The sequence below is a fragment of the Saccharopolyspora endophytica genome (assembly GCF_018070075.1).
In the GTDB taxonomy this organism is placed as follows: Bacteria; Actinomycetota; Actinomycetes; order Mycobacteriales; family Pseudonocardiaceae; genus Saccharopolyspora; species Saccharopolyspora endophytica.
This window is the reverse complement of record NZ_JAGPXE010000002.1, coordinates 47,553-65,693: the sequence shown is the minus strand read 5'-3', so window position 1 is coordinate 65,693 and position 18,141 is coordinate 47,553. Positions and strand designations below refer to the sequence as shown.

Here is an 18,141-nt window from a genome sequence, read left to right as displayed (position 1 = left end):
AACGCGACACGGCCCGGCACCCGCTCGGGGTACCGGGCCGTGTCGGCTTCGGTGCTTATTCCGTCGGCTGCGAAGGCTTGCCGGCGGTCAGCTGCGTGCGCTCCTCGGCTTCGCGGACCGCGTCGTCGTGACGGGCCTGCTCCAGCGCGGCGGTCTCCTCGACCGGGTCGGGCTTCAGCAGGCTGCCCTCGACCGGGTGACCGGCGGCGCCCAGCTGGTTCATCTTCTTCGGCACCGGAGCGCCCTGGTAGGGCAGCGCCTCCGGGTGGCCGTGGTCGTCCACCGGGCCGAGCGGCTGGTGGACCTCGATGAACTCACCGTGCGGGAGCCGCTTGATGATGCCGGTCTCGACGCCGTGGTCGAGCACCTCCCGGTCGCTGTGCTGGAGACCCAGGCACATCCGGTAGGTGATCCAGTAGGCGATCGGCGGCGCCACCAGCAGGCCGATGCGGCCGGCCCAGGTCATCGCGTTCAGCGAGATGTTGAACTCGAAGGCGATGATGTCGTTGGTACCGGAGATCATCAGCACCATGAAGAACGTCAGCGCCATGGCACCCAGCGAGGTGCGTACCGGGTTGTCGCGCGGACGCTGCAGCAGGTTGTGGTGCGCGTTGTCGCCGCTGAGCTTGCGCTCGATGGCCGGGTACATGATCGCCACCGTGAAGATCATGCCCATGAACAGCGCGGTCGGGAAGAACGGCGCCGGGATCGTGAACGGTCCCAGGTAGACCTCCCAGGCCGGCCACAGACGCGACGAACCGTCCGTCCAGATCATGTACCAGTCGGGCTGCGACGCGGCGGAGATCTGCGAGGCGATGTACGGGCCCAGGTTCCAGATCGGGTTGATCTGGAAGACACCGGCCATGATCGCGCAGACGCCGACGACCATCGCGAAGAAGGCACCGGCCTTGACCGCGAACACCGGCATGATCCGGACGCCGACCACGTTGCGCTCGGTGCGCTTCACGCCCGGGAACTGGGTGTGCTTCTGGTACCAGACCAGCGCCAGGTGCGCCGCGACCAGACCCAGGATCAGACCCGGCAGCAGGAACACGTGGAACAGGTAGAACCGCGGGATCAGGTCGGTGCCGGGGAACTCGGCGCCGAACAGGATCCAGTGCACCCAGGTGCCGAGCACCGGGACCGACATGGTGATGCCGGAGGCGATGCGGACACCGGTACCGGACAGCAGGTCGTCCGGCAGCGAGTAGCCGGTGAAGCCCTCGAACATGCCCAGGATGAACAGCGTGACGCCGATCATCCAGTTCGTCTCACGCGGGCGCCGGAAGGCACCGGTGAAGAAGATGCGCAGCATGTGCGCCACCATCGACGCCATGAACAGCAGCGCCGCCCAGTGGTGCAGCTGACGGGCGAACAGACCGCCGCGAACCTCGAAGGAGATGTCCAGCGTGCTCTCGAACGCCCGCGACATCTCCACGCCGCGCAGGTTGGTGTACAGGCCCTGGTACTCGACCTCCTGCATGGAGGGGTCGAAGAAGAAGGCCAGGTACGTGCCCGTGATCAGCAGCAGGATGAACGTGTAGAGCGCGATCTCGCCGAGCAGGAACGACCAGTGCGTCGGGAAGACCTTGTTCAGCTGCCGCCGCATGCCGGGAGCCAAGCGGTAGCGCGTGTCCAGCTCGTCGGCCGCGTGCGCGACTTTGCCGTACAGCTTGCTCTCTCCCTTCGTGGGCGTGGTGATCGAACTCATGACTTACGCTCCCAGTACGCCGGACCGACGGGCTCGATGAAGTCGCCTTTCGCCACGAAGTAGCCGTCCTCGTCCACCGTGATCGGCAGCTGGGGCAGGGCACGCGTGGCCGGGCCGAACACCGGCTTCGCATAGGTGTTGACCACGTCGAACTGCGACTGGTGGCACGGGCAGAGCAGGCGGCCGGTCTGCTGCTCGAACAGCGACGTCGGGCAGCCCAGGTGGGTGCAGATCTTCGAGTAGGCGTAGTAGTCGCCGTAGTTGAAGTCTTCCTGCCCCTTGCGCTTGACCGGCTTGCTGCCGGGGCGGAGCCGGATCAGCATGACCGGCGCGTCGCCCTTGCGCATCGAGGTGATCAGCTCGTGCTCGTCGTGCCGCCAGGCTTCCCGGAACGGGAAGACGGTCTCGAAGCCACCGGCGTCGATGTCCTCGGGCCGCAGCAACGAGACGTCGTGCGGGTTGCCGGTGTCGCGACGCAGGTAGATCTTCTCGCCGGGGTGCTCCGGCATCCAGCCGGTGTGCAGCAGCGACTCCTGGCCCTCTTCGGCCCAGGGGTTGCGCACCATGCCGCCGAGGGCGAACACGCCGGCGCCGAGGCCGAAGGCACCCAGGCCGAAGCCGGCGGTGCGCGTGATCATCTTGCGGCGGGCGATGCCGCTGCGGTTGCCGGCGTCGGCCAGGATCGCGGCCGTCGTCTGCCGGTCGACCTCGCTGGACCCGTGGCCGTCGTGGCGCTGCTGCACCGCGACCTCGTGCGGGATGAACTTCTTCTGGTACTGCACGACACCGATGCCCACGGCCAGGATCGACAGGCCGAGGAAGAAACCGATCAGCGGGTTGTACAGCGAGTAGATGAAGTGCGCGGTCGGATCGGTCGAGGGCTGGTAGCCCCACGGCCAGAAGATGAACACCGCGATGAAGGCCAGCGCGGACAGGCCGGCCAGCACGAACCAGGCGGCGACGTTGCGCTCGGCACGTCGCTCGGCGCGGGTCCCGCTGACCGGGAAGTTGTCCCGGTATTCGACCAGCTCGACGTCGTCGAGGGCCAGACCGAGCCGCATCTTCTCGTCGCGGCTCATCTCGGCCAGCTCGGCCTCGGTGTAGTCCTTGTTCTCTTGCTCACTCATGCCCTGGCTCCGATCCACAGGGTGAGGCCGATCAGCGCTCCGAGTCCGACGACCCAGGCGATCACCGTTTCCGGTCCGGGGCCGTAGCCGCCGAGGGAGTTGCCGCCCGGGTTGTTGTTGCCGTTGGTGACGGACTTGACGTAGGCGATGATGTCTTTCTTCTCTTCCGGCGTGAGCTGCCGATCCGAGAACTTGGGCATGTTCTGCGGCCCGGTGAGCATCGCGTGGTAGATGTCCTGCTCGGTCGCCTGGTCCAGGTTCGGCGCGAACTTGCCGGAGGACATCGCGATGCCTCGTCCGGTGAAGTTGTGGCAGGACGAGCAGTTCAGGCGGTAGAGCTCGCCGCCGCGCGAGGGGTCGCCGCCCTGCAGCGCCTGGCCGGACTGCTTCTGGGCCTCCGGCCCACCGCCGTAGGTCTGCACGTACGCGCCCAGCGCGTCGATCTCCTCCGGGGTGAACTTCGGCGGCTTGCGCGTCGCCTGAGCTTCCTGGCGGACCATCGGCATGCGGCCGGTGGAGACCTGGAAGTGCACTGCGGCTTCGCCAACGCCCGTCAGGCTGGGTCCACGGTCCTGCACGCCCTGCAGGTTGGATCCGTGGCAGCTGATGCAGGCGTTGTTGTAGAGCTGCTCGCCCTGCCTCACCAATGCCGGGTCCGCTGCGGCGTGCGCGGTCTGCGGCTCGGGAGTCAGGACGGTGTACAGCCCACCGGCACCCACCAACGCGATGCCCAGCGCCAGTACACCGGAGATCCGCCGCTTGAGCTTCGAGCCCGCGCGGTTCCGTTTCTTAGTGGTGGTCATGAGTGCGGCAACCCTTGCTGTCCGGTTCGGGGTGTTCGTTTCGGCCTCGTTCGTGCCAGGCGATCGAGGTTCCTCGCTGGAGGAGCGATCACGGGACGAGGTAGATCACGGCGAAGAGGCCGATCCACACGATGTCCACGAAGTGCCAGTAGTACGACACGACGATCGCTGCGATGGCTTGAGCCGGCGTGAACTTGCTGAGCTTCGTCCGGATGATCAGGAAGACGAACGCGACCAGTCCGCCGATGACGTGCAGCCCGTGGAAGCCGGTCGTCATGTAGAAGACCGTTCCGTAGGCCGACGACGCGATCGTGGTCGCGTGCTCGGTGACCAACTGGTAGTACTCACCGGCCTGCCCGAGCACGAAGACCGTGCCCATGATCAGCGTGATCACGTACCACCGGCGGAGACCGAAGACGTCACCCCGCTCCGCCGCGAACACGCCCCACTGGCAGGTGAACGAAGACGCCACCAGGATGACCGTGAACGGGAGGGCATACGGGAGGTTCAGGTGAGTGGGCGGTGGTGGCCACGCGCCCTCGTTCTGCGCCTTCACCGTGAAGAACATGGCGAAGAGTCCAGCGAAGAACATCAGCTCGCTGGCCAACCAAACGATGGTGCCGACGCTGACCATGTTGGGTCGGTTCAGCGAGTGCACGCGTTGACTGATTGAGGGCGCTGCCGTTGTCACGCGACGCATTATGTCTTGCAGCTTTTCCCCTCGCGCTCTCGGGTCCTCCCCTACGACCGCGAGGTGATCGGATTGCGATCTGGAGGTAACTCAACGTGAAAACTCTTCGGTCCGCTCTGGCCGCGCTGGGACTCCGCCGGACCGACCGCGACAAGCCCGTGATCAGCATCGATGACCCCGGACTGCAGGTGGTGGTGTGGTCCTACGACGACACCGAGGCCGCGTCGACGGCACTGGCCAGGGCCGCGGACTGGAACCCGGACGACCCCGCGGTGCTGCGCCACCACCTGGCACTTCCCGGTGACGTGGTCGACACCGCGAGGGCCTTGCTGGCCTCGGATGAGTGGACCTTGCGCACCGGAGGCCGCGGAGATGACCTCAGCGTGTCCGGTTTGACCCCGTTGGTAGCGCTCCGTGTGCAGCGATTGGATGCGTTGCATTGCTCACAGGAGACCTCCCGGATGGCCGGTCTGGCGCAACGGCACGGCGGTGAGACCTTCGGCTGGGACGCCCTGCAGCCGAGGGCGGAATGATCGAATCCGGCCGGGTGGCTACTGTCACACCCGCTCGGGCGGCTAGCATTCGGACCTGTTAATGCCCCGTGCTGCGCAGATCGGGTGCGGGTGTCCGCAAGCTCGCCGAGGAGCCAGTGATGAGCACCGCAACAACGAACGTTCTCGTGTTCAGCCACCGCGCCGAGGTCCGGGAGGCGATCATCAACGCCGTCGGGCGACGCCCGGCACCCGATCTGGACCGGCTGCACTACACCGAGGCGAGCACCGTCGCCGACGTCCTCAGCGAGGTCGACGCGGGCAAGGTCGACCTGCTGATCCTCGACGGCGAAGCGCAGCCGACCGGTGGCATGGGCGTGTCCCGGCAGCTCAAGAACGAGATCACCCAGTGCCCGCCGGTGGTCGTGGCCGTCCGCCGCAAGGACGATCGATGGCTCGCCACCTGGTCGCAGGCGGACGCGGTCCTGGTGCACCCGCTGGACCCGCTGGCCTCCGCCGAGACCGTCGCCGAGGTCCTGCGCACCCAGGGCAAGCCCGTCCCGGCCTGATCCTCGCCTCGCCCGCGAGGGCGACTCGGTCTGCGCAGGCACCGACCGGGCCTCAGCGGAATTCCGCGTTCCGGTTTCCGCTGAGATCCGGTCGGTGCCTGCGATCCATGCCATATCGGGCAGATCAGGAGGCGTGCGCGGCGGCACGATAGTTTTCCTTGGACAGCCGAACCGACGGAGTAGATCGTGGGAACCATGGCGGGAAGTTGGGCAGGGCTGCTGGGCAGCCTGGTCGCGGGTACGGACCTGTCCGCGGAGGACACCGCCTGGGCCATGGACCTGATCATGTCGGGCGAGGCGACACCGGCCCAGGTGGCGGGCTTCGTGGTGGCGCTGCGGGCCAAGGGTGAGACGTCCGCCGAGGTGCGCGGCATGGCCGACGCGATGCTCCAGCACGCCCGCACGCTGGACATCACCCAGCGCGCGGTGGACATCGTCGGCACCGGCGGTGACCGCAGCGGCAGCGTGAACATCTCCACCATGGCCTCGATCGTGCTGGCCGCGTCCGGGGTGACCGTGGTCAAGCACGGCAACCGCGCGGCCTCGTCGAAGTGCGGCACGGCCGACGTGCTCGAAGAGCTCGGCGTGGCGATCGACCTGCCGCCGGCCGCCGTGGCGCGCTGCGTGGAGGAGGTCGGCATCGGCTTCTGCTTCGCGCCGGTGTTCCACCCCGCGTTCAAACACGCCGGAGCCCCGCGGCGCGAGATCGGCATCCCGACCGCGTTCAACGTGCTGGGCCCGCTGACCAACCCGGCCCGACCGGCCGCGGGCCTGATCGGCTGCGCGGACCGACGGATGGCACCGGTGGTCGCCGAGGTGTTCGCGGCGCGCGGCAACGCGGCGCTGGTGGTGCGCGGCGACGACGGCATGGACGAGATCACCACCACGGCCGCCAGCACGCTCTGGGTGGTCAACGACGGCATGGTCCGCGAGGACGCGCTGGACCCGCAGGACTTCGGCATCGCCCGCAGCCGCCCGGAAGATCTGCAGGGCGGCGACGCGAAGGACAACGCCGAGGTCGTCCGCGACCTCCTGGCCGGCGCCACCGGCCCGGTCCGCGACGCGGTCCTGCTCAACGCGGCCGGAGCCTGCGTCGCCTACGACGGCCCCGGAACGGACCTGCAGACGCAGTTCGAGGCCGGCCTGACCCGAGTGGCCGAAGCCATCGACTCAGGCGCCGCAGCAGCCCTCCTGGACCGCTGGACAACCCTCTGCGCAGAACTCCGCTGAAGGCCCAACCGTCAGGCAAGCGACGAAGTCGCTTTCTCAGTGCAACCACCTGAGCAACTGGCACCCCCGGGGGTTCTGAGCGGCTTCGTGGCGAGCACGCCGCGACGCCGTGTATTGGACATACATCAGGAGTGGCGCGCGGAGACCACGGAGCCGCTCAGGTTCCCCCACCTGCACCGCCAAGCAAAGAAACCACGAATCACTCCTCCTCGAGACCGATGGAGAAGGCTGCTTCTGTGTCCCTGCGGGAGTAGGAGCGGAAGGCGATGTGGGTGTCGGTGTCCTGGACGCCGGCGACCTTGTTGATCTTGCCGGGGACGATGTCCGCGAGGTGCTCGTGCTTGGCGACGCGGAGCATCGCGATCAGGTCGACATCACCCGCGCAGGAGTAGACCTCGTCGACGCCGTCGATGTCGGCGATCTCCTGAGCCGCTTCGGCGAGGCGGTCGGCGGCGGTCTGGATCAGCACGATGGCCGTGATCACGAGGGAGAACCTCCTGCTGCGTGGTTGTTCGTCGAACGAGATCCTAGATGCGAAAAGGCCCCTCGGTCGCGACCGAGGGGCCTTTCACGTTCTCTTGCGTCAGTGGCTGCTCTGACCGGTGTGGTACTCGAACACCAGCCCGGCGACCATGATCAGCAGGAAGCCGACCGCGAGCACGATCATCCAGACGTGGAAGAACGCCAGGGCGATGCCCGCGAACGCCGCACCGGCGGCCAGGCCGACCGGCCAGTAGCTGCCCGGGCTGAAGAAGCCCAGCTCACCAGCACCGTCGCTGATCTCCGCGTCCGGGTTGTCCTCGGGACGCTCCTCGATCCGGCGAGCCACGAAGGAGAAGTAGCTGCCGATGATCAAGGACAGACCGCCGACCAGGACCAGCGCCACGGTGCCCACCGGCTCCTTGGCCCAGACGCCGTAGACGACTGCGGACAGGAAGAAGAAAACGGTGATGATGTTGAAGATCTTCGATTCGACCTTCATGGAGTCCTCGCTCTCACGCCGTACGCCCTGTCGAGGGCACCCCTAGCTGTTCGTCCCGATGCCGGAGGGCACGCCACCGGTGCGGTCGGTGTTGAACGGAACACCGGTCACCGCGTGCGGCGTGCACAGCTCACCGCAGTTCATCGCGCCGAGGGCCTCGGCAGCGGTGTAGGTCTGCCCGGTCTGCGGGTTCACCTGGGTGCGCAGCTGCATGTACCGGTCGAACTTGTCCGGCGACAGCGCCCGGACCTCGAAGTTCATCATCGCGTGGTAGGTGCCGCACAGCTCGGCGCACCGGCCCACGAACGAGCCTTCCCGCTCAACGGTGTTCTGGAAGACGTTGTCCTGGTTGTTCTTCTCCGGGTACGGGAAGGTGTCCCGCTTGAAGTGCCACTCCGGGACGAAGAACGAGTGGATCACATCGGTGGACCTGATGTGGTACTCGACGCGCTGCCCGACCGGCACGACCAGCAGCGGGATCTCGCTGCTGCTGCCGACGGTGCGCACCGGCTGCCCGTCCGGCGTCTTGTAACCGGGGTAGTTGAACTCCCAGTTCCACTGGAACGAGATCACGTTCACGGTCTGGTCCGGCTTCGCCGGCTTGGCCAGAACCGTGTTCTGCGTGACCGCCGTGAAGTAGAACAGCACGACCACCAGCACGAACGGAATCGCCGTGTAGATGAGCTCGAGCGGCAGGTTGTACTGGAACTGACGCGGCAGTTCCTCGTCGTTCTTCTTCTTGCGGTGGAAAGCGACCGACCAGAAGATCAGTCCCCACACCAACACACCGACCGCGAGTGCTGCGATCACCGACCAGGTCCACAGGTTCCGCATCGCCTCGGCCTGCGGGGTGACACCCTCTGGCCATCCGAACCGCAGGACCTCGTCGGTCGTGCAGCCAGTGGCCGCGACACCAACCAGGCCGATCAGACCAGCGACCTTGACCAGCCGTGGCACTCGGGTCCCCTCCTTCAGGCCCACTGCGCGACGCCTCCTCGTGCAAAACTCACCGAAGCGGCTTGGTCGATCCCCGCTCGCCCGCAGGCAACCGCAGATCCGCCGCCGGAATCCTGGGCAGAGCCTAGCCCAGGTGTAGCCGCGATACTGCTCCGGGGGCGTCGATCGCTCGCGCACCACGCGCGTGCAGCGCGCGGGCTGAGGTTCTGCATACTGGAGCCAGCCTTTTCCCCCCGACTCGGAGAGGTGCACGAGACGCGTGTGCGGCCTGCTTGGACTCATCTGTCCCACTGAAGAATCTGCCGGTTACAGCGTGAACGCCGTGGCCAACGCGCTGCCCTGTCAACGACACCGGGGACCGGACGAGAGCGACACGTGGCAGGGCGGTGAGGTCGTCCTCGGCTTCAACCGGCTGTCCATCATCGACCTTGAGCACTCCCACCAGCCGTTGACCTGGGGTCCGCCGGAGAACCCGCGGCGCTACACCATCACGTTCAACGGTGAGATCTACAACTACCTGGAGCTGCGCGCCGAGCTCATCGAGCAGTACGGCGCCCGCTTCGGCACCGACGGCGACACCGAGGTCATCGTCGCCGCGTACCACTACATGGGCCCGCGGTCGGTCGGCCGGCTGCGGGGCATGTTCGCGTTCATGATCTGGGACAGCGAGCGCAAGGTGGTCTACGGCGCGCGCGACCCGTTCGGCATCAAGCCGCTGTTCTACGCCACCGGACCCGGTGGCACGGCCTTCGCCAGCGAGAAGAAGAGCCTGCTCAGCCTGGCCAACACGCTCAAGATCGGCGAGGAGCTCGACCACAAGGCGCTGCAGCACTACTTCGTGCTCCAGTACGTGCCGGAGCCCGAGTCGCTGCACCGGCAGATCCGCCGCATCGAGTCGGGGACCTCGTTCACCGTCTCACCGGGCGGGCAGCTGGTGACCGAGCGGTACTTCCAGCCGAACTTCCGGCCGCGCCCGGCCAACACCGACGCCGACGTGCGGCGGCTGCAGAACGAGATCGTCGATGTGATGCGCGACTCGGTCGCCAAGCACATGCGAGCGGATGTGACGGTCGGCTCGTTCCTGTCGGGCGGCATCGACTCGACGGCGATCGCGGCGCTGGCCAAGGAGCACAACCCGAACCTGATCACCTTCACCACCGGTTTCGAGCGGCAGGGCTACTCGGAGGTGGACGTGGCCGCCGAGTCGGCCGCGGCGATCGGCGTCAAGCACGTGGTCCGCACCGTCTCCGCCGAGGAGATGATGGAGGCGCTGCCGCTGATCATCTGGTACCTCGACGACCCGGTGGCCGACCCGGCGCTGGTCCCGCTGTGGTTCATCGCCCGCGAGGCCCGCCAGCACGTGAAGGTGGTGCTCTCCGGCGAGGGCGCCGACGAGCTGTTCGGCGGCTACACGATCTACCGCGAGCCGCTGTCGCTGGCGCCGTTCGAGAAGGTGCCGGGCGCGCTGCGCAAGGCGATGGGCAAGGTCTCCAGCCGCATCCCGGAGGGCGTGCGCGGCAAGGACCTGCTGCGCCGCGGTTCGCTGGACCTGGAGGAGCGCTACTACGGCAACGCGCGCATCTTCCGGGACGACCAGCTGCGCAACATCATGCGCGCCTTCGACCCGGGCGTGTCGCACAAGGACGTCACCGGTGGCCCGTACAGCCTGTCGAAGGACTGGGACCCGGTGACGCGGATGCAGCACGTGGACCTGTTCACGTGGCTGCGCGGCGACATCCTGGTCAAGGCCGACAAGGTGACCATGGCCAACTCGCTGGAGCTGCGGGTCCCGTTCCTCGACAACGAGGTCTTCCGGGTGGCCAGCACGGTGCCGCTGGAGCAGAAGATCACCAGCGAGACCACCAAGTACGCGCTGCGCCAGGCGCTGTACCAGGTCGTCCCGGCGCACGTGCTCAACCGGCGCAAGCTCGGTTTCCCGGTGCCGATCCGGCTCTGGCTCAAGGACGAGATGCACGACTGGGCGCGCAACATCATCCAGCAGTCCCAGACCGATCACCTGCTGGACCGCCGCGCGATCCTGCAGCTGCTGGAGGAGCACCGCTCCGGCGTCCTCGACCACAGCCGCCGCCTCTGGGCGCTGCTGGTCTTCATGCTCTGGCACGCCATCTTCATCGAGGGCCGCCTCTCCCCCGAGGTCCCGGAACCCCACTACCCCGTGCGCCTCTGACCACGGACCCGCACAACGGCCGGTTCACCTCGCTGGAGGTGGACCGGCCGTTCTCATGTCGCCCGATGGTGAAACAAAGCCAGCTATACCATCTATGGTATGAACTGGGGTACCGTGGAACTCGAGCCGGAAGTTCGAAGGTGGCTGGAAGGGCTCACCACTGCGCACTTCCACGCAGCGGCCTTCTACATCGATCTTCTAGCCCAGCACGGACCATTACTCAGCGAGCCATACACAAAACAACTTCGCGGCAAGCTGCGGGAACTCAGGTTTCACCTGGACGGCGACGCAGTGCGGATCACTTACTGGATCGCATCTGGCAGGCGGATCATCCTGCTCACCGCGTTCCGCAAGACCAGAATGCGGGAGTCACGGGAGATCGAACGGGCCTGGCGAGCGTTTCGCCAGTGCTTGGACGACGTGCACACGGTGGATGAGCATGTTGGGGAGTGAGGGGACAGTGGCCAGAACGGATTGGGAGTCTCTGCGCGAGCGCCGCACGCAGGAACCGGGCGCCGCCGAGGCCTACGAAGCGACCCGAATCGCGTACGAACTCGGCAAGGCCACGCGCGAGCTGCGCGAAGAACGGTCTTGGACGCAGAGCCAGCTCGCCGATGCCGCCGGGATGTCCCAGCCCGCGGTGGCCCGCTTCGAAGCCGGCGGCACGGTCCCGACCATCCCGATTCTCGATCGGCTCGCGCACGCGTTGGGCGTCGAGCTGGTCGTGCGCTTCGACCAGAGCGATTCCGCCGCTAGCGCGTGACTGAAAATCGGCCGGTCCACCTCGCTGGAGGTGGACCGGCCGTTGTCATGCCCCAGGGGAAGTCAGCAGTTGTTCTTGCTGGTGAAGGGGGTGTGGTCGTAGTACGGGACGGCTTTGCCGTTGAGGACGACCCTGCGGTCGGCGCCGTCGAGGATCTGCTCGTAGTGCAGGTGGGGGCCGGTGACTCCACCGGTGGCACCGGCCTCGCCGATCTTGCCGCCTGCCGACACCTTCTCGCCGACCGAGACGGCCTGGCTGGACAGGTGGGCGTAGCGGGTGCGCCAGCCGTTGCCGTGGTCGAGTTCGACCCACCGGCCGTAGCTGGTGTCGCCCTCGTTCTCCGACCTGGTCACGGTGCCTCCGGCGGAAGCGAGGACGGCCATGCCGGTGATGCCCTTGCGCTGGAAGTCGACCGAGTTGGCCGGGCTGTGCCCGCTGAAGGTGGCGGCCGTGACCTCGACGCCGCACTTGAAGGGCACCTGGAAGTTCGGCGCGGCGGACGCCGGCGCCTGGGAACCGACCACGGCGACGACGGACAGCGCCGCCGCTGCCATGGTCGTTGCTAATCGTCGCATCATGCGAGTCACCTCCGTGTCGTTGGTGACTGACATGCGACCACGGTCCTTCGGGCAGAAATAGACCCACTAGGACGATTCTTGGTTAATTCTTCCCGTCCACGAGCCAGACGGTCGTGGACGGCGGCAGCTCTCCCGTCCAGACCTCGGCGCCGTCGCTGCGGAGCAGCAGGTCACCGGGGAGGTCGAGGCTGACCGGGGTCTCGCCGAAGTTGGTGGCGCACGCGAAACCCGGCTCGCGGGCGAACGCCAGCACCTGCTCCGGAGCGTCCAGCCAGGACAGGTCCCCGTCGCCGAGGACGGCCAGTTCGCGGCGCAGCGCCAGCGCCGAGCGGTACAGCCGCAGCACCGAACCCGGGGTGGTGCGCTGGGCCTCCACCGTGGACGACGCCCACTCCCCCGGAACGGGGAGCCAGCTCCCGCCGGGACCGAAGCCGAACGGCGGCTCGTCACCGGACCACGGCAACGGCACGCGGCAGCCGTCGCGGCCGACGTCGGTGCCGCCGGACCGGGTCCAGATCGGGTCCTGGCGGACCTCGTCGGGCAGGTCCAGCACCTCGCGCAGTCCCAGCTCCTCGCCCTGGTGGACGTAAACCGAGCCGGGCAGGGCGAAGCTGAACAGCGCCGCCGCGCGGGCGCGCGACAGGCCGAGCTCGCCATCACCGTAGCGGGTCACCGGGCGCTGGACGTCGTGGTTGCCCAGCACCCACGTGGTGGTCGCGCCGACTTGAGCGGTGGTGGCCAGGGATTCGGTGACGACCTTCCCGAACTCCGCCGCCGACCAGGACGCCTCCAGCAGCGCGAAGTTGAACGCCTGGTGCAGCTCGTCGGGCCGGACGTAGCGGGCCAGCCGCTCCTGGGTGGACGCCCAGGCTTCGGCGACGCCGATCCGCCCGCCGGAGTAGGAGTCGAGCAGCGCGCGCCAGTCGCGGTAGACCTCGTGCACCTCGTCCTGGTCGAAGTACGGCAGCTCTCCCTTCCCCAGCAGGGAGATCTGCTCGCTGCGACCGGTGTCGGGCAGGTCGGGGTGCTTGATCATGCCGTGCGCGACGTCGATGCGGAACCCGTCGACGCCGCGGTCCAGCCAGAACTTGAGCACCTTGCGGAAGTCCGCGCGCACCTGCGGGTTCCGCCAGTTGAGGTCGGGCTGTTCGGGCGCGAACAGGTGCAGGTACCACTGCCCGTCGGGCAGCCGGGTCCAGGCCGGTCCGCCGAAGATCGATTCCCAGTCGTTCGGCGGTTCGTCGCCGCGTCCCTCGCGGAACAGGTAGCGGTCGCGTTCGGCCGAACCCGGCTCGGCGGCCAGGGCTTCGGCGAACCACGCGTGCTGGTCGGAGGTGTGGTTCGGGACGACGTCGACCAGCACCCGCAGACCGGCGTCGTGGGCCTGGGCGAGCAGGGCGTCGAAGTCGTCGAGGTCGCCGAAGAGCGGGTCGACGCCGCAGTAGTCGGCGACGTCGTAGCCGCCGTCGGCCATCGGCGAGGGGTAGAACGGGGTCAGCCAGATCGCGTCGACGCCCAGCTCCACGAGGTGCGGCAGCCGCTCCCGCACTCCCGCGAGGTCGCCGATCCCGTCGCCGTCGCTGTCGGCGAAGCTGCGCACGTAGATCTGGTACACCACGGCGTCACGCCACCAAGACATGCTGCTCCCTTTCCGGAGTGCGGGCGGTTCTGGTCTGAACCGACTTCGATCACGCGCAGTTCGGACCTGCGTCAACGCTCCCGAGTGGACTCCCGGACGATCAGGCTGGGCCGGAACATGCGGCTGAAGCTGGTCGAGCCGTGCTCGTCGCCGTCGGGGTCGAGCTGCCGCAAGAGCTCGTCGACGGCCGCGGCGGCCATGTCGCGGATGGGTTGGGCCAGGGTCGTCAGCGCCGGTTGGCAGTAGGCGGCCAGCGGGATGTCGTCGAAGCCGACCACCGAGATGTCCTCCGGAGTGCTCAGCGCGCGCCTCTTGGCCTCGCCCATCGCGCCCAGCGCCATCACGTCCGACGAGCACAGCACCGCCGTGGGCTGCGGACCGTCGAGCAGCCGGGACATCGCCTCGGCACCGCCTTTGGCGGAGAACGAGCCGTGCGCGACGAGTTCGGCGGCCGGTTCGACGCCGGCCTCCTCCAGGGCCGCGGCCCAGCCCGCGCGCTTGAGCCGGGACGGCAGCGCGCGCGACGGCCCGCTGACGAAGCCGATGCGGCGATGTCCCAGCTCCAGCAGGTGCCGGGCGGCGGTGTGGCCGGCCAGGTGCTCGTCGACGGTGATGTCGGGGACGTCCAGGCTCGGGGCGCCGCCGTTGACGAACACCATCCGGACGCCCTCGCGCGCCAGCTTCTCGTAGTAGCCGCGGGTGCGGCGCTCGTCGTTGTCGGGGTTGGCGATCTCCGGCGACACGAAGATCATGCCCTCGACCCCGCGCGCCTGGAGCATCTGGACGTATTCCCGCTCGCTCATCGCCGCGCGCGTGTTGCACAGCAGCGAGGCGTAACCCGCTTGCGAGGCACGGCTTTCCAGCGCCTCGGCGAAGGCGGGGAACACCGGGTTGGACAGCTCCGGCACCAGCAGGCCGATCACTCCCGTGCGCCGCAGGGCGCCGACGCCCCGGGCGGTGTGCGGCAGCTGGTTGAGCACGTCGAGCACGCGCTGCCGGGTCTCCTCGGCGATGCCGGACTTGCGGTTGAGCACGCGGCTCACCGTGGACACGCTCACCCCGGCCGCTTCCGCGATCTCGGCCAGACCCGCCAACGCCGAACTCCTCCCACTCCGATGGTTCTCGACACGATACTGCACGGCGTAGCAACAATTTGCAATGAAGATCCATTGCCGCTTGCCGGAATCTGTCCATTTCTGCTCGAACACCTTGACGGGCATCACATTCTGGGTATGCAATCAAACGCCAGTCGGTTGCAAAAATTTGCACAACGGGAGGTCTGGAAATGAGACCCAAGGCCACGGTCACCGCTGCCCTGGGCCTGGTCGGAGCCCTCACCCTCACCGGGTGCGGCGGTTCGGCAGGCGACGCGAACCAGGTCGTGTACTGGGACACCAGCGGATCGGCGGAAAGCGCGGTGTTCAGCGAACTCGCCCAGGAGTGCGGTCGCACCGGCGGCTACCGGGTGCGAGTGGAGACGGTGGCCTTCGACCAGGCGCTGAACAACTACAAGACCGCGGCGCAAGGCGGGCAGGGCCCGGACGTGCTGCGCGCCGACGTCGGCTGGGTCTCGCAGCTCGCGCAGGCCGGCCTCATCCAGGACCTCTCCGGGACGCCGCTGACCGCAGGCACCGACGACTTCCTGCCGAACACGCTGGAATCCACCAGGTTCGAGGGCAAGACCTACGCGGTCCCGCAGGTCACCGACGCGCTCGCGCTGTTCTACAACAAGCGCAAGCTCGACGCCGCAGGGGTGAAACCACCGCAGAACTGGGACGAGCTCAAGGCCATCGCCCCGAAGCTGGGCGGCGAGAACGCGCTGTTCCTCAACAACGACGAGTACTACGCGCTGCCGTTCATCTACACCCACGGCGGTGACCTGGTGAACTCCGACGCCCGGATGATCACCGTCAACTCCCCGGAGACCGTGCGCGGCGTGCAGGTCGCCAAGGACCTGCTCGACGCCAAGGCCGCCCGCACCTCGCTCGACCAGCCCAACTCCTACACCAGCATGAAGACCGCGTTCACCACCGGCGAGGCCGCCATGGTCATCGACGGCCCGTGGGCCGTCTCGGAGTTCACCGCCTCCCCGGAGTTCGCCGACCCCGCCAACCTGGGCATCGCACCGGTTCCCGGCTCGGCGACCCCGTCGCCGGTGGGCGGCCACGACTACGTGATCCGGCAGGGCAGCGACGCGACCGAGGCCTCGCAGAAGTTCGTCGCCTGCATGAGCAGCACCGCCGGCCAGGCGAAGGTCGCCGCGGAGCTGGGTCTGCTGCCCACCCGCAAGTCCGCCTACGACGACCCGGCGGTGGCGGCCAACCCGATCGTCACCGCGTTCCGCCCGCTGGCCGCGACCACGCACAGCCGCGCGTGGATCCCGCAGAACAGCGAGCTGCTGGAGCCGCTGCAGACCGCCTACGGCGACGTCCTGTCCGGCCGCAAGCAGACCCAGGCCGCGCTGGACGAGCTGGCGCAGACCTACCAGACCACGATCCTCACCGACTACGCGAAGCGCTGAGCATGCGGAACTTCCTAGCCCGGTACTGGTTCGGCTACGCGATGGTGCTGCCGGTGGTCGCGGTCCTCGCGCTGCTGGTCGTGCTGCCGCTGCTGCAGGGCGTGTACTTCGGGTTCACCGACATCAACGACACCAACATCGCCAACCCGGTCCTGGACCGCGAGGCGCGCTACTCCTTCGTCGGGTGGGACAACTACCTCAACGTGCTGTCCGGCTCGGCGGCGTTCGGGTCGTTCTGGGCGACGCTGGTGCGCACCGTGATCTGGACCTTCGCGTGCGTGGTCTGCCACTACGGCATCGGCCTGGGCCTGGCGATGCTGCTCAACCGGCGGATGCGCGGGCGCGGGCTGTACCGGGTGCTGCTGATCCTGCCGTGGGCGGTGCCGGTGTTCATCAGCGCCTTCGCCTGGCGGTACCTGCTCAACGCCGACTACGGCCTGATCAACTGGGTGTTGGAGGCCCTGGGGCTGGCCGGTCAGGTGTGGCTCGGGCAGTCGGACCTGGCGCTGGTGTCGGTGATCGTGGTCAACGTGTGGCTGGGCGTGCCGTTCATGATGGTCGCCCTGCTCGGCGGGCTGCAGGCCATCCCGCCGGACCTCTACGAGGCCGCCGAGATGGACGGGGCCACGCCCTGGCAGCGGTTCGTCAACGTGACGATGCCGGGGCTGCGCCCGGTGTCGAGCAGCGTGGTGCTGCTCGGGGTGATCTGGACGTTCAACATGTTCCCGGTCATCTACCTGATCACCGGCAACAACCCGCACACCCGGATTCTGGTGACCTACGCCTTCGAGCGGTTCTTCTCCGGCGCCACCAGGGATTACGCGATCGCTTCCACCTACGGCGTGCTGATCCTGTCGGTGCTGCTGGTCTTCGCCGCGATCTACCGCCGCGCGATGGCGCGGCAGGGTGAGGAGCTGTGATGAGCATCGACGCAGCGTCCCTTCGGGCGTCCTCGGCCGCCGCGCGACCGCGCGGTCGGGGCCGCCGCTCGACCCTGGCGAGCATCGGGTTGCACGGCGCGCTGGTCATCGCGTCGCTGATCGCGGTGTTCCCGGTGTTCTGGGTCGTGGTGGTGTCGTTCAAACCGGACGCGAAGGCGATCGAGGCGACGCCGTCGCTGTTCAACGACTCCAGCGTGGACAACTACACCGACGTGCTCAGCGGTGCGAAGGGCTCGTTCCTGGCGTGGTTCGGCAACTCGGTGCTGATCGCGGCGCTGACCACCGTGCTCGGCGTGCTGCTGGCGGCGACCACCGCCTACGCGCTGAGCCGGTTCCGGTTCCCCGGCAGGCACTGGCTGCTGCTGTCGTTCCTGGTCGTGCAGATGTTCCCGTTCGCGGTGCTGATCGTGCCGCTGTACAACATCCTGCTCAAGCTGGGGTTGCAGGGCAGCGCGCTGGGGTTGGTGCTGGTCTACTGCAGCACGGCGATCCCGTTCTGCACGTTCATGCTCAAGGGCTACTTCGACGGCATCCCGGCCGACATCGACGAGGCCGGGCGGGTCGACGGGCTCTCGCCGCTCGGCGTGTTCTGGCGGCTGGTGCTGCCGCTGGCCCGCCCGGGTCTGGCGGTGACCGGCTTCTACTCGTTCATCGTCGCCTGGAGCGAGGTCGCCTTCGCCTCGGCGTTCCTGTCCGCGGCCGACGAGTCCAAGACCCTCGCGGTCGGTCTGCAGGTCTTCGTCCAGCAGAACCGGGCGGAGTGGGGTCACCTCGCGGCGGCGTCGGTGCTGGTGGCGATCCCGGCGGTGATCGTGTTCTACGCCGTGCAGCGCTTCCTGGTCTCCGGGCTGGCGGCGGGCAGCGTGAAGGGCTGAGCCGTTCGAATTTCGCGCGAAATTCGAGTCCGAAGTTCCGGGGTCGAATTTCGCGCGAAATTCGGATCTCCCCAC

The 18,141-nt window shown here is 67.9% G+C and carries 18 protein-coding genes and 1 pseudogene; 9 read left to right on the top strand and 10 right to left on the bottom strand.

Annotation, left to right across the window (positions count from 1 at the left end; genetic code table 11):
* Positions 1 to 55: 55 nt before the first annotated feature.
* From qcrB to ctaE, 4 genes are all read right to left on the bottom strand, one after another.
* Complete coding sequence (gene qcrB / locus KBO27_RS04420) at positions 56 to 1,711, bottom strand: cytochrome bc1 complex cytochrome b subunit (RefSeq protein ID WP_210968692.1); 1,656 nt, start codon at positions 1,709 to 1,711, stop codon at positions 56 to 58.
* The gene (qcrA, locus tag KBO27_RS04415) at positions 1,708 to 2,838 is read right to left on the bottom strand and encodes a cytochrome bc1 complex Rieske iron-sulfur subunit (protein ID WP_132672555.1); all 1,131 of its coding nucleotides are present in this window, start codon (positions 2,836 to 2,838) and stop codon (positions 1,708 to 1,710) included. Before qcrA ends, qcrB begins: the two co-directional genes overlap by 4 nt.
* On the bottom strand, positions 2,835 to 3,641 hold the full coding sequence (qcrC, locus tag KBO27_RS04410; RefSeq protein WP_210968691.1) for a cytochrome bc1 complex diheme cytochrome c subunit: 807 nt from the start codon (positions 3,639 to 3,641) through the stop codon (positions 2,835 to 2,837). Before qcrC ends, qcrA begins: the two co-directional genes overlap by 4 nt.
* Positions 3,642 to 3,729: 88 nt before the next feature.
* Entirely contained in the window at positions 3,730 to 4,341 is a 612-nt protein-coding gene (gene ctaE, locus KBO27_RS04405) for an aa3-type cytochrome oxidase subunit III (RefSeq protein ID WP_210968690.1), read from the bottom strand.
* 86 nt (positions 4,342 to 4,427) lie between these two features.
* Here ctaE and KBO27_RS04400 point away from each other — a divergent pair, with 86 nt between their 5' ends.
* From KBO27_RS04400 to trpD, 3 genes are all read left to right on the top strand, one after another.
* A complete protein-coding gene (locus KBO27_RS04400) occupies positions 4,428 to 4,865 on the top strand; it encodes a hypothetical protein (RefSeq protein ID WP_372448822.1) in 438 nt (145 codons plus the stop codon).
* Positions 4,866 to 4,984: 119 nt separating this feature from the next.
* Entirely contained in the window at positions 4,985 to 5,392 is a 408-nt protein-coding gene (locus tag KBO27_RS04395) for a hypothetical protein (RefSeq protein WP_132672552.1), read from the top strand.
* Between the two features lie 195 nt (positions 5,393 to 5,587).
* Positions 5,588 to 6,622: an anthranilate phosphoribosyltransferase gene (trpD, locus tag KBO27_RS04390; RefSeq protein ID WP_210968689.1), complete on the top strand. Its 1,035-nt coding sequence runs from the start codon at positions 5,588 to 5,590 to the stop codon at positions 6,620 to 6,622.
* 199 nt (positions 6,623 to 6,821) lie between these two features.
* Here trpD and KBO27_RS04385 read toward each other — a convergent pair whose 3' ends face one another.
* The 3 genes from KBO27_RS04385 to ctaC all read right to left on the bottom strand — a co-directional run bounded on the left by KBO27_RS04385 (position 6,822) and on the right by ctaC (position 8,585).
* Positions 6,822 to 7,106 (bottom strand): Lrp/AsnC family transcriptional regulator, encoded by a 285-nt coding sequence (locus KBO27_RS04385; RefSeq protein ID WP_132672550.1) that lies wholly within the window; start codon positions 7,104 to 7,106, stop codon positions 6,822 to 6,824.
* Positions 7,107 to 7,205: 99 nt separating this feature from the next.
* Positions 7,206 to 7,604 (bottom strand): cytochrome c oxidase subunit 4, encoded by a 399-nt coding sequence (locus tag KBO27_RS04380; protein WP_132672549.1) that lies wholly within the window; start codon positions 7,602 to 7,604, stop codon positions 7,206 to 7,208.
* A gap of 42 nt (positions 7,605 to 7,646) precedes the next feature.
* On the bottom strand, positions 7,647 to 8,585 hold the full coding sequence (gene ctaC, locus KBO27_RS04375; protein WP_207918470.1) for an aa3-type cytochrome oxidase subunit II: 939 nt from the start codon (positions 8,583 to 8,585) through the stop codon (positions 7,647 to 7,649).
* A 235-nt stretch (positions 8,586 to 8,820) separates the two neighbouring features.
* On the opposite strand from ctaC, the gene asnB reads away from it, so the two are divergent.
* The 3 genes from asnB to KBO27_RS04360 all read left to right on the top strand — a co-directional run bounded on the left by asnB (position 8,821) and on the right by KBO27_RS04360 (position 11,512).
* Positions 8,821 to 10,749 (top strand): asparagine synthase (glutamine-hydrolyzing), encoded by a 1,929-nt coding sequence (gene asnB, locus KBO27_RS04370; protein WP_210968688.1) that lies wholly within the window; start codon positions 8,821 to 8,823, stop codon positions 10,747 to 10,749.
* Positions 10,750 to 10,848: 99 nt separating this feature from the next.
* The gene (locus tag KBO27_RS04365) at positions 10,849 to 11,202 is read left to right on the top strand and encodes a type II toxin-antitoxin system RelE/ParE family toxin (protein ID WP_210968687.1); all 354 of its coding nucleotides are present in this window, start codon (positions 10,849 to 10,851) and stop codon (positions 11,200 to 11,202) included.
* A gap of 7 nt (positions 11,203 to 11,209) precedes the next feature.
* A complete protein-coding gene (locus KBO27_RS04360) occupies positions 11,210 to 11,512 on the top strand; it encodes a helix-turn-helix domain-containing protein (RefSeq protein WP_307870232.1) in 303 nt (100 codons plus the stop codon).
* A 65-nt stretch (positions 11,513 to 11,577) separates the two neighbouring features.
* On the opposite strand, the pseudogene KBO27_RS04355 reads toward KBO27_RS04360, so the two are convergent.
* The 3 genes and pseudogenes from KBO27_RS04355 to KBO27_RS04345 form a co-directional block, all read right to left on the bottom strand.
* Positions 11,578 to 12,087, bottom strand: a pseudogene (locus KBO27_RS04355) (M23 family metallopeptidase); the annotation flags it as partial.
* A gap of 85 nt (positions 12,088 to 12,172) precedes the next feature.
* Positions 12,173 to 13,729, bottom strand: coding sequence for a glycoside hydrolase family 13 protein (locus KBO27_RS04350; RefSeq protein ID WP_210968685.1), 1,557 nt, complete (start codon positions 13,727 to 13,729; stop codon positions 12,173 to 12,175).
* Positions 13,730 to 13,800: 71 nt separating this feature from the next.
* Complete coding sequence (locus tag KBO27_RS04345) at positions 13,801 to 14,823, bottom strand: LacI family DNA-binding transcriptional regulator (protein WP_210968684.1); 1,023 nt, start codon at positions 14,821 to 14,823, stop codon at positions 13,801 to 13,803.
* Positions 14,824 to 15,014: 191 nt separating this feature from the next.
* On the opposite strand from KBO27_RS04345, the gene KBO27_RS04340 reads away from it, so the two are divergent.
* The 3 genes from KBO27_RS04340 to KBO27_RS04330 are packed head-to-tail and all read left to right on the top strand — an operon-like array spanning position 15,015 to position 18,066.
* Positions 15,015 to 16,250 (top strand): extracellular solute-binding protein, encoded by a 1,236-nt coding sequence (locus tag KBO27_RS04340; RefSeq protein WP_210968683.1) that lies wholly within the window; start codon positions 15,015 to 15,017, stop codon positions 16,248 to 16,250.
* Positions 16,251 to 16,252: 2 nt separating this feature from the next.
* Positions 16,253 to 17,170 (top strand): carbohydrate ABC transporter permease, encoded by a 918-nt coding sequence (locus KBO27_RS04335; protein WP_210968682.1) that lies wholly within the window; start codon positions 16,253 to 16,255, stop codon positions 17,168 to 17,170.
* A complete protein-coding gene (locus KBO27_RS04330) occupies positions 17,170 to 18,066 on the top strand; it encodes a sugar ABC transporter permease (protein ID WP_210968681.1) in 897 nt (298 codons plus the stop codon). Before KBO27_RS04335 ends, KBO27_RS04330 begins: the two co-directional genes overlap by 1 nt.
* The last annotated feature ends 75 nt before the right edge of the window (positions 18,067 to 18,141 follow it).

What these genes read in the sequence shown, in the direction of transcription:
- qcrB (WP_210968692.1), bottom strand. Translation starts at nt 1,711, where the DNA reads ATGAGTTCGATCACCACGCCCACGAAGGGAGAGAGCAAGCTGTACGGC.
- qcrA (WP_132672555.1), bottom strand. Translation starts at nt 2,838, where the DNA reads ATGAGTGAGCAAGAGAACAAGGACTACACCGAGGCCGAGCTGGCCGAG.
- qcrC (WP_210968691.1), bottom strand. Translation starts at nt 3,641, where the DNA reads ATGACCACCACTAAGAAACGGAACCGCGCGGGCTCGAAGCTCAAGCGG.
- ctaE (WP_210968690.1), bottom strand. Translation starts at nt 4,341, where the DNA reads ATGCGTCGCGTGACAACGGCAGCGCCCTCAATCAGTCAACGCGTGCAC.
- KBO27_RS04395 (WP_132672552.1), top strand. Translation starts at nt 4,985, where the DNA reads ATGAGCACCGCAACAACGAACGTTCTCGTGTTCAGCCACCGCGCCGAG.
- trpD (WP_210968689.1), top strand. Translation starts at nt 5,588, where the DNA reads ATGGCGGGAAGTTGGGCAGGGCTGCTGGGCAGCCTGGTCGCGGGTACG.
- KBO27_RS04380 (WP_132672549.1), bottom strand. Translation starts at nt 7,604, where the DNA reads ATGAAGGTCGAATCGAAGATCTTCAACATCATCACCGTTTTCTTCTTC.
- KBO27_RS04365 (WP_210968687.1), top strand. Translation starts at nt 10,849, where the DNA reads ATGAACTGGGGTACCGTGGAACTCGAGCCGGAAGTTCGAAGGTGGCTG.
- KBO27_RS04350 (WP_210968685.1), bottom strand. Translation starts at nt 13,729, where the DNA reads ATGTCTTGGTGGCGTGACGCCGTGGTGTACCAGATCTACGTGCGCAGC.
- KBO27_RS04340 (WP_210968683.1), top strand. Translation starts at nt 15,015, where the DNA reads ATGAGACCCAAGGCCACGGTCACCGCTGCCCTGGGCCTGGTCGGAGCC.
- KBO27_RS04335 (WP_210968682.1), top strand. Translation starts at nt 16,253, where the DNA reads ATGCGGAACTTCCTAGCCCGGTACTGGTTCGGCTACGCGATGGTGCTG.
- KBO27_RS04330 (WP_210968681.1), top strand. Translation starts at nt 17,170, where the DNA reads ATGAGCATCGACGCAGCGTCCCTTCGGGCGTCCTCGGCCGCCGCGCGA.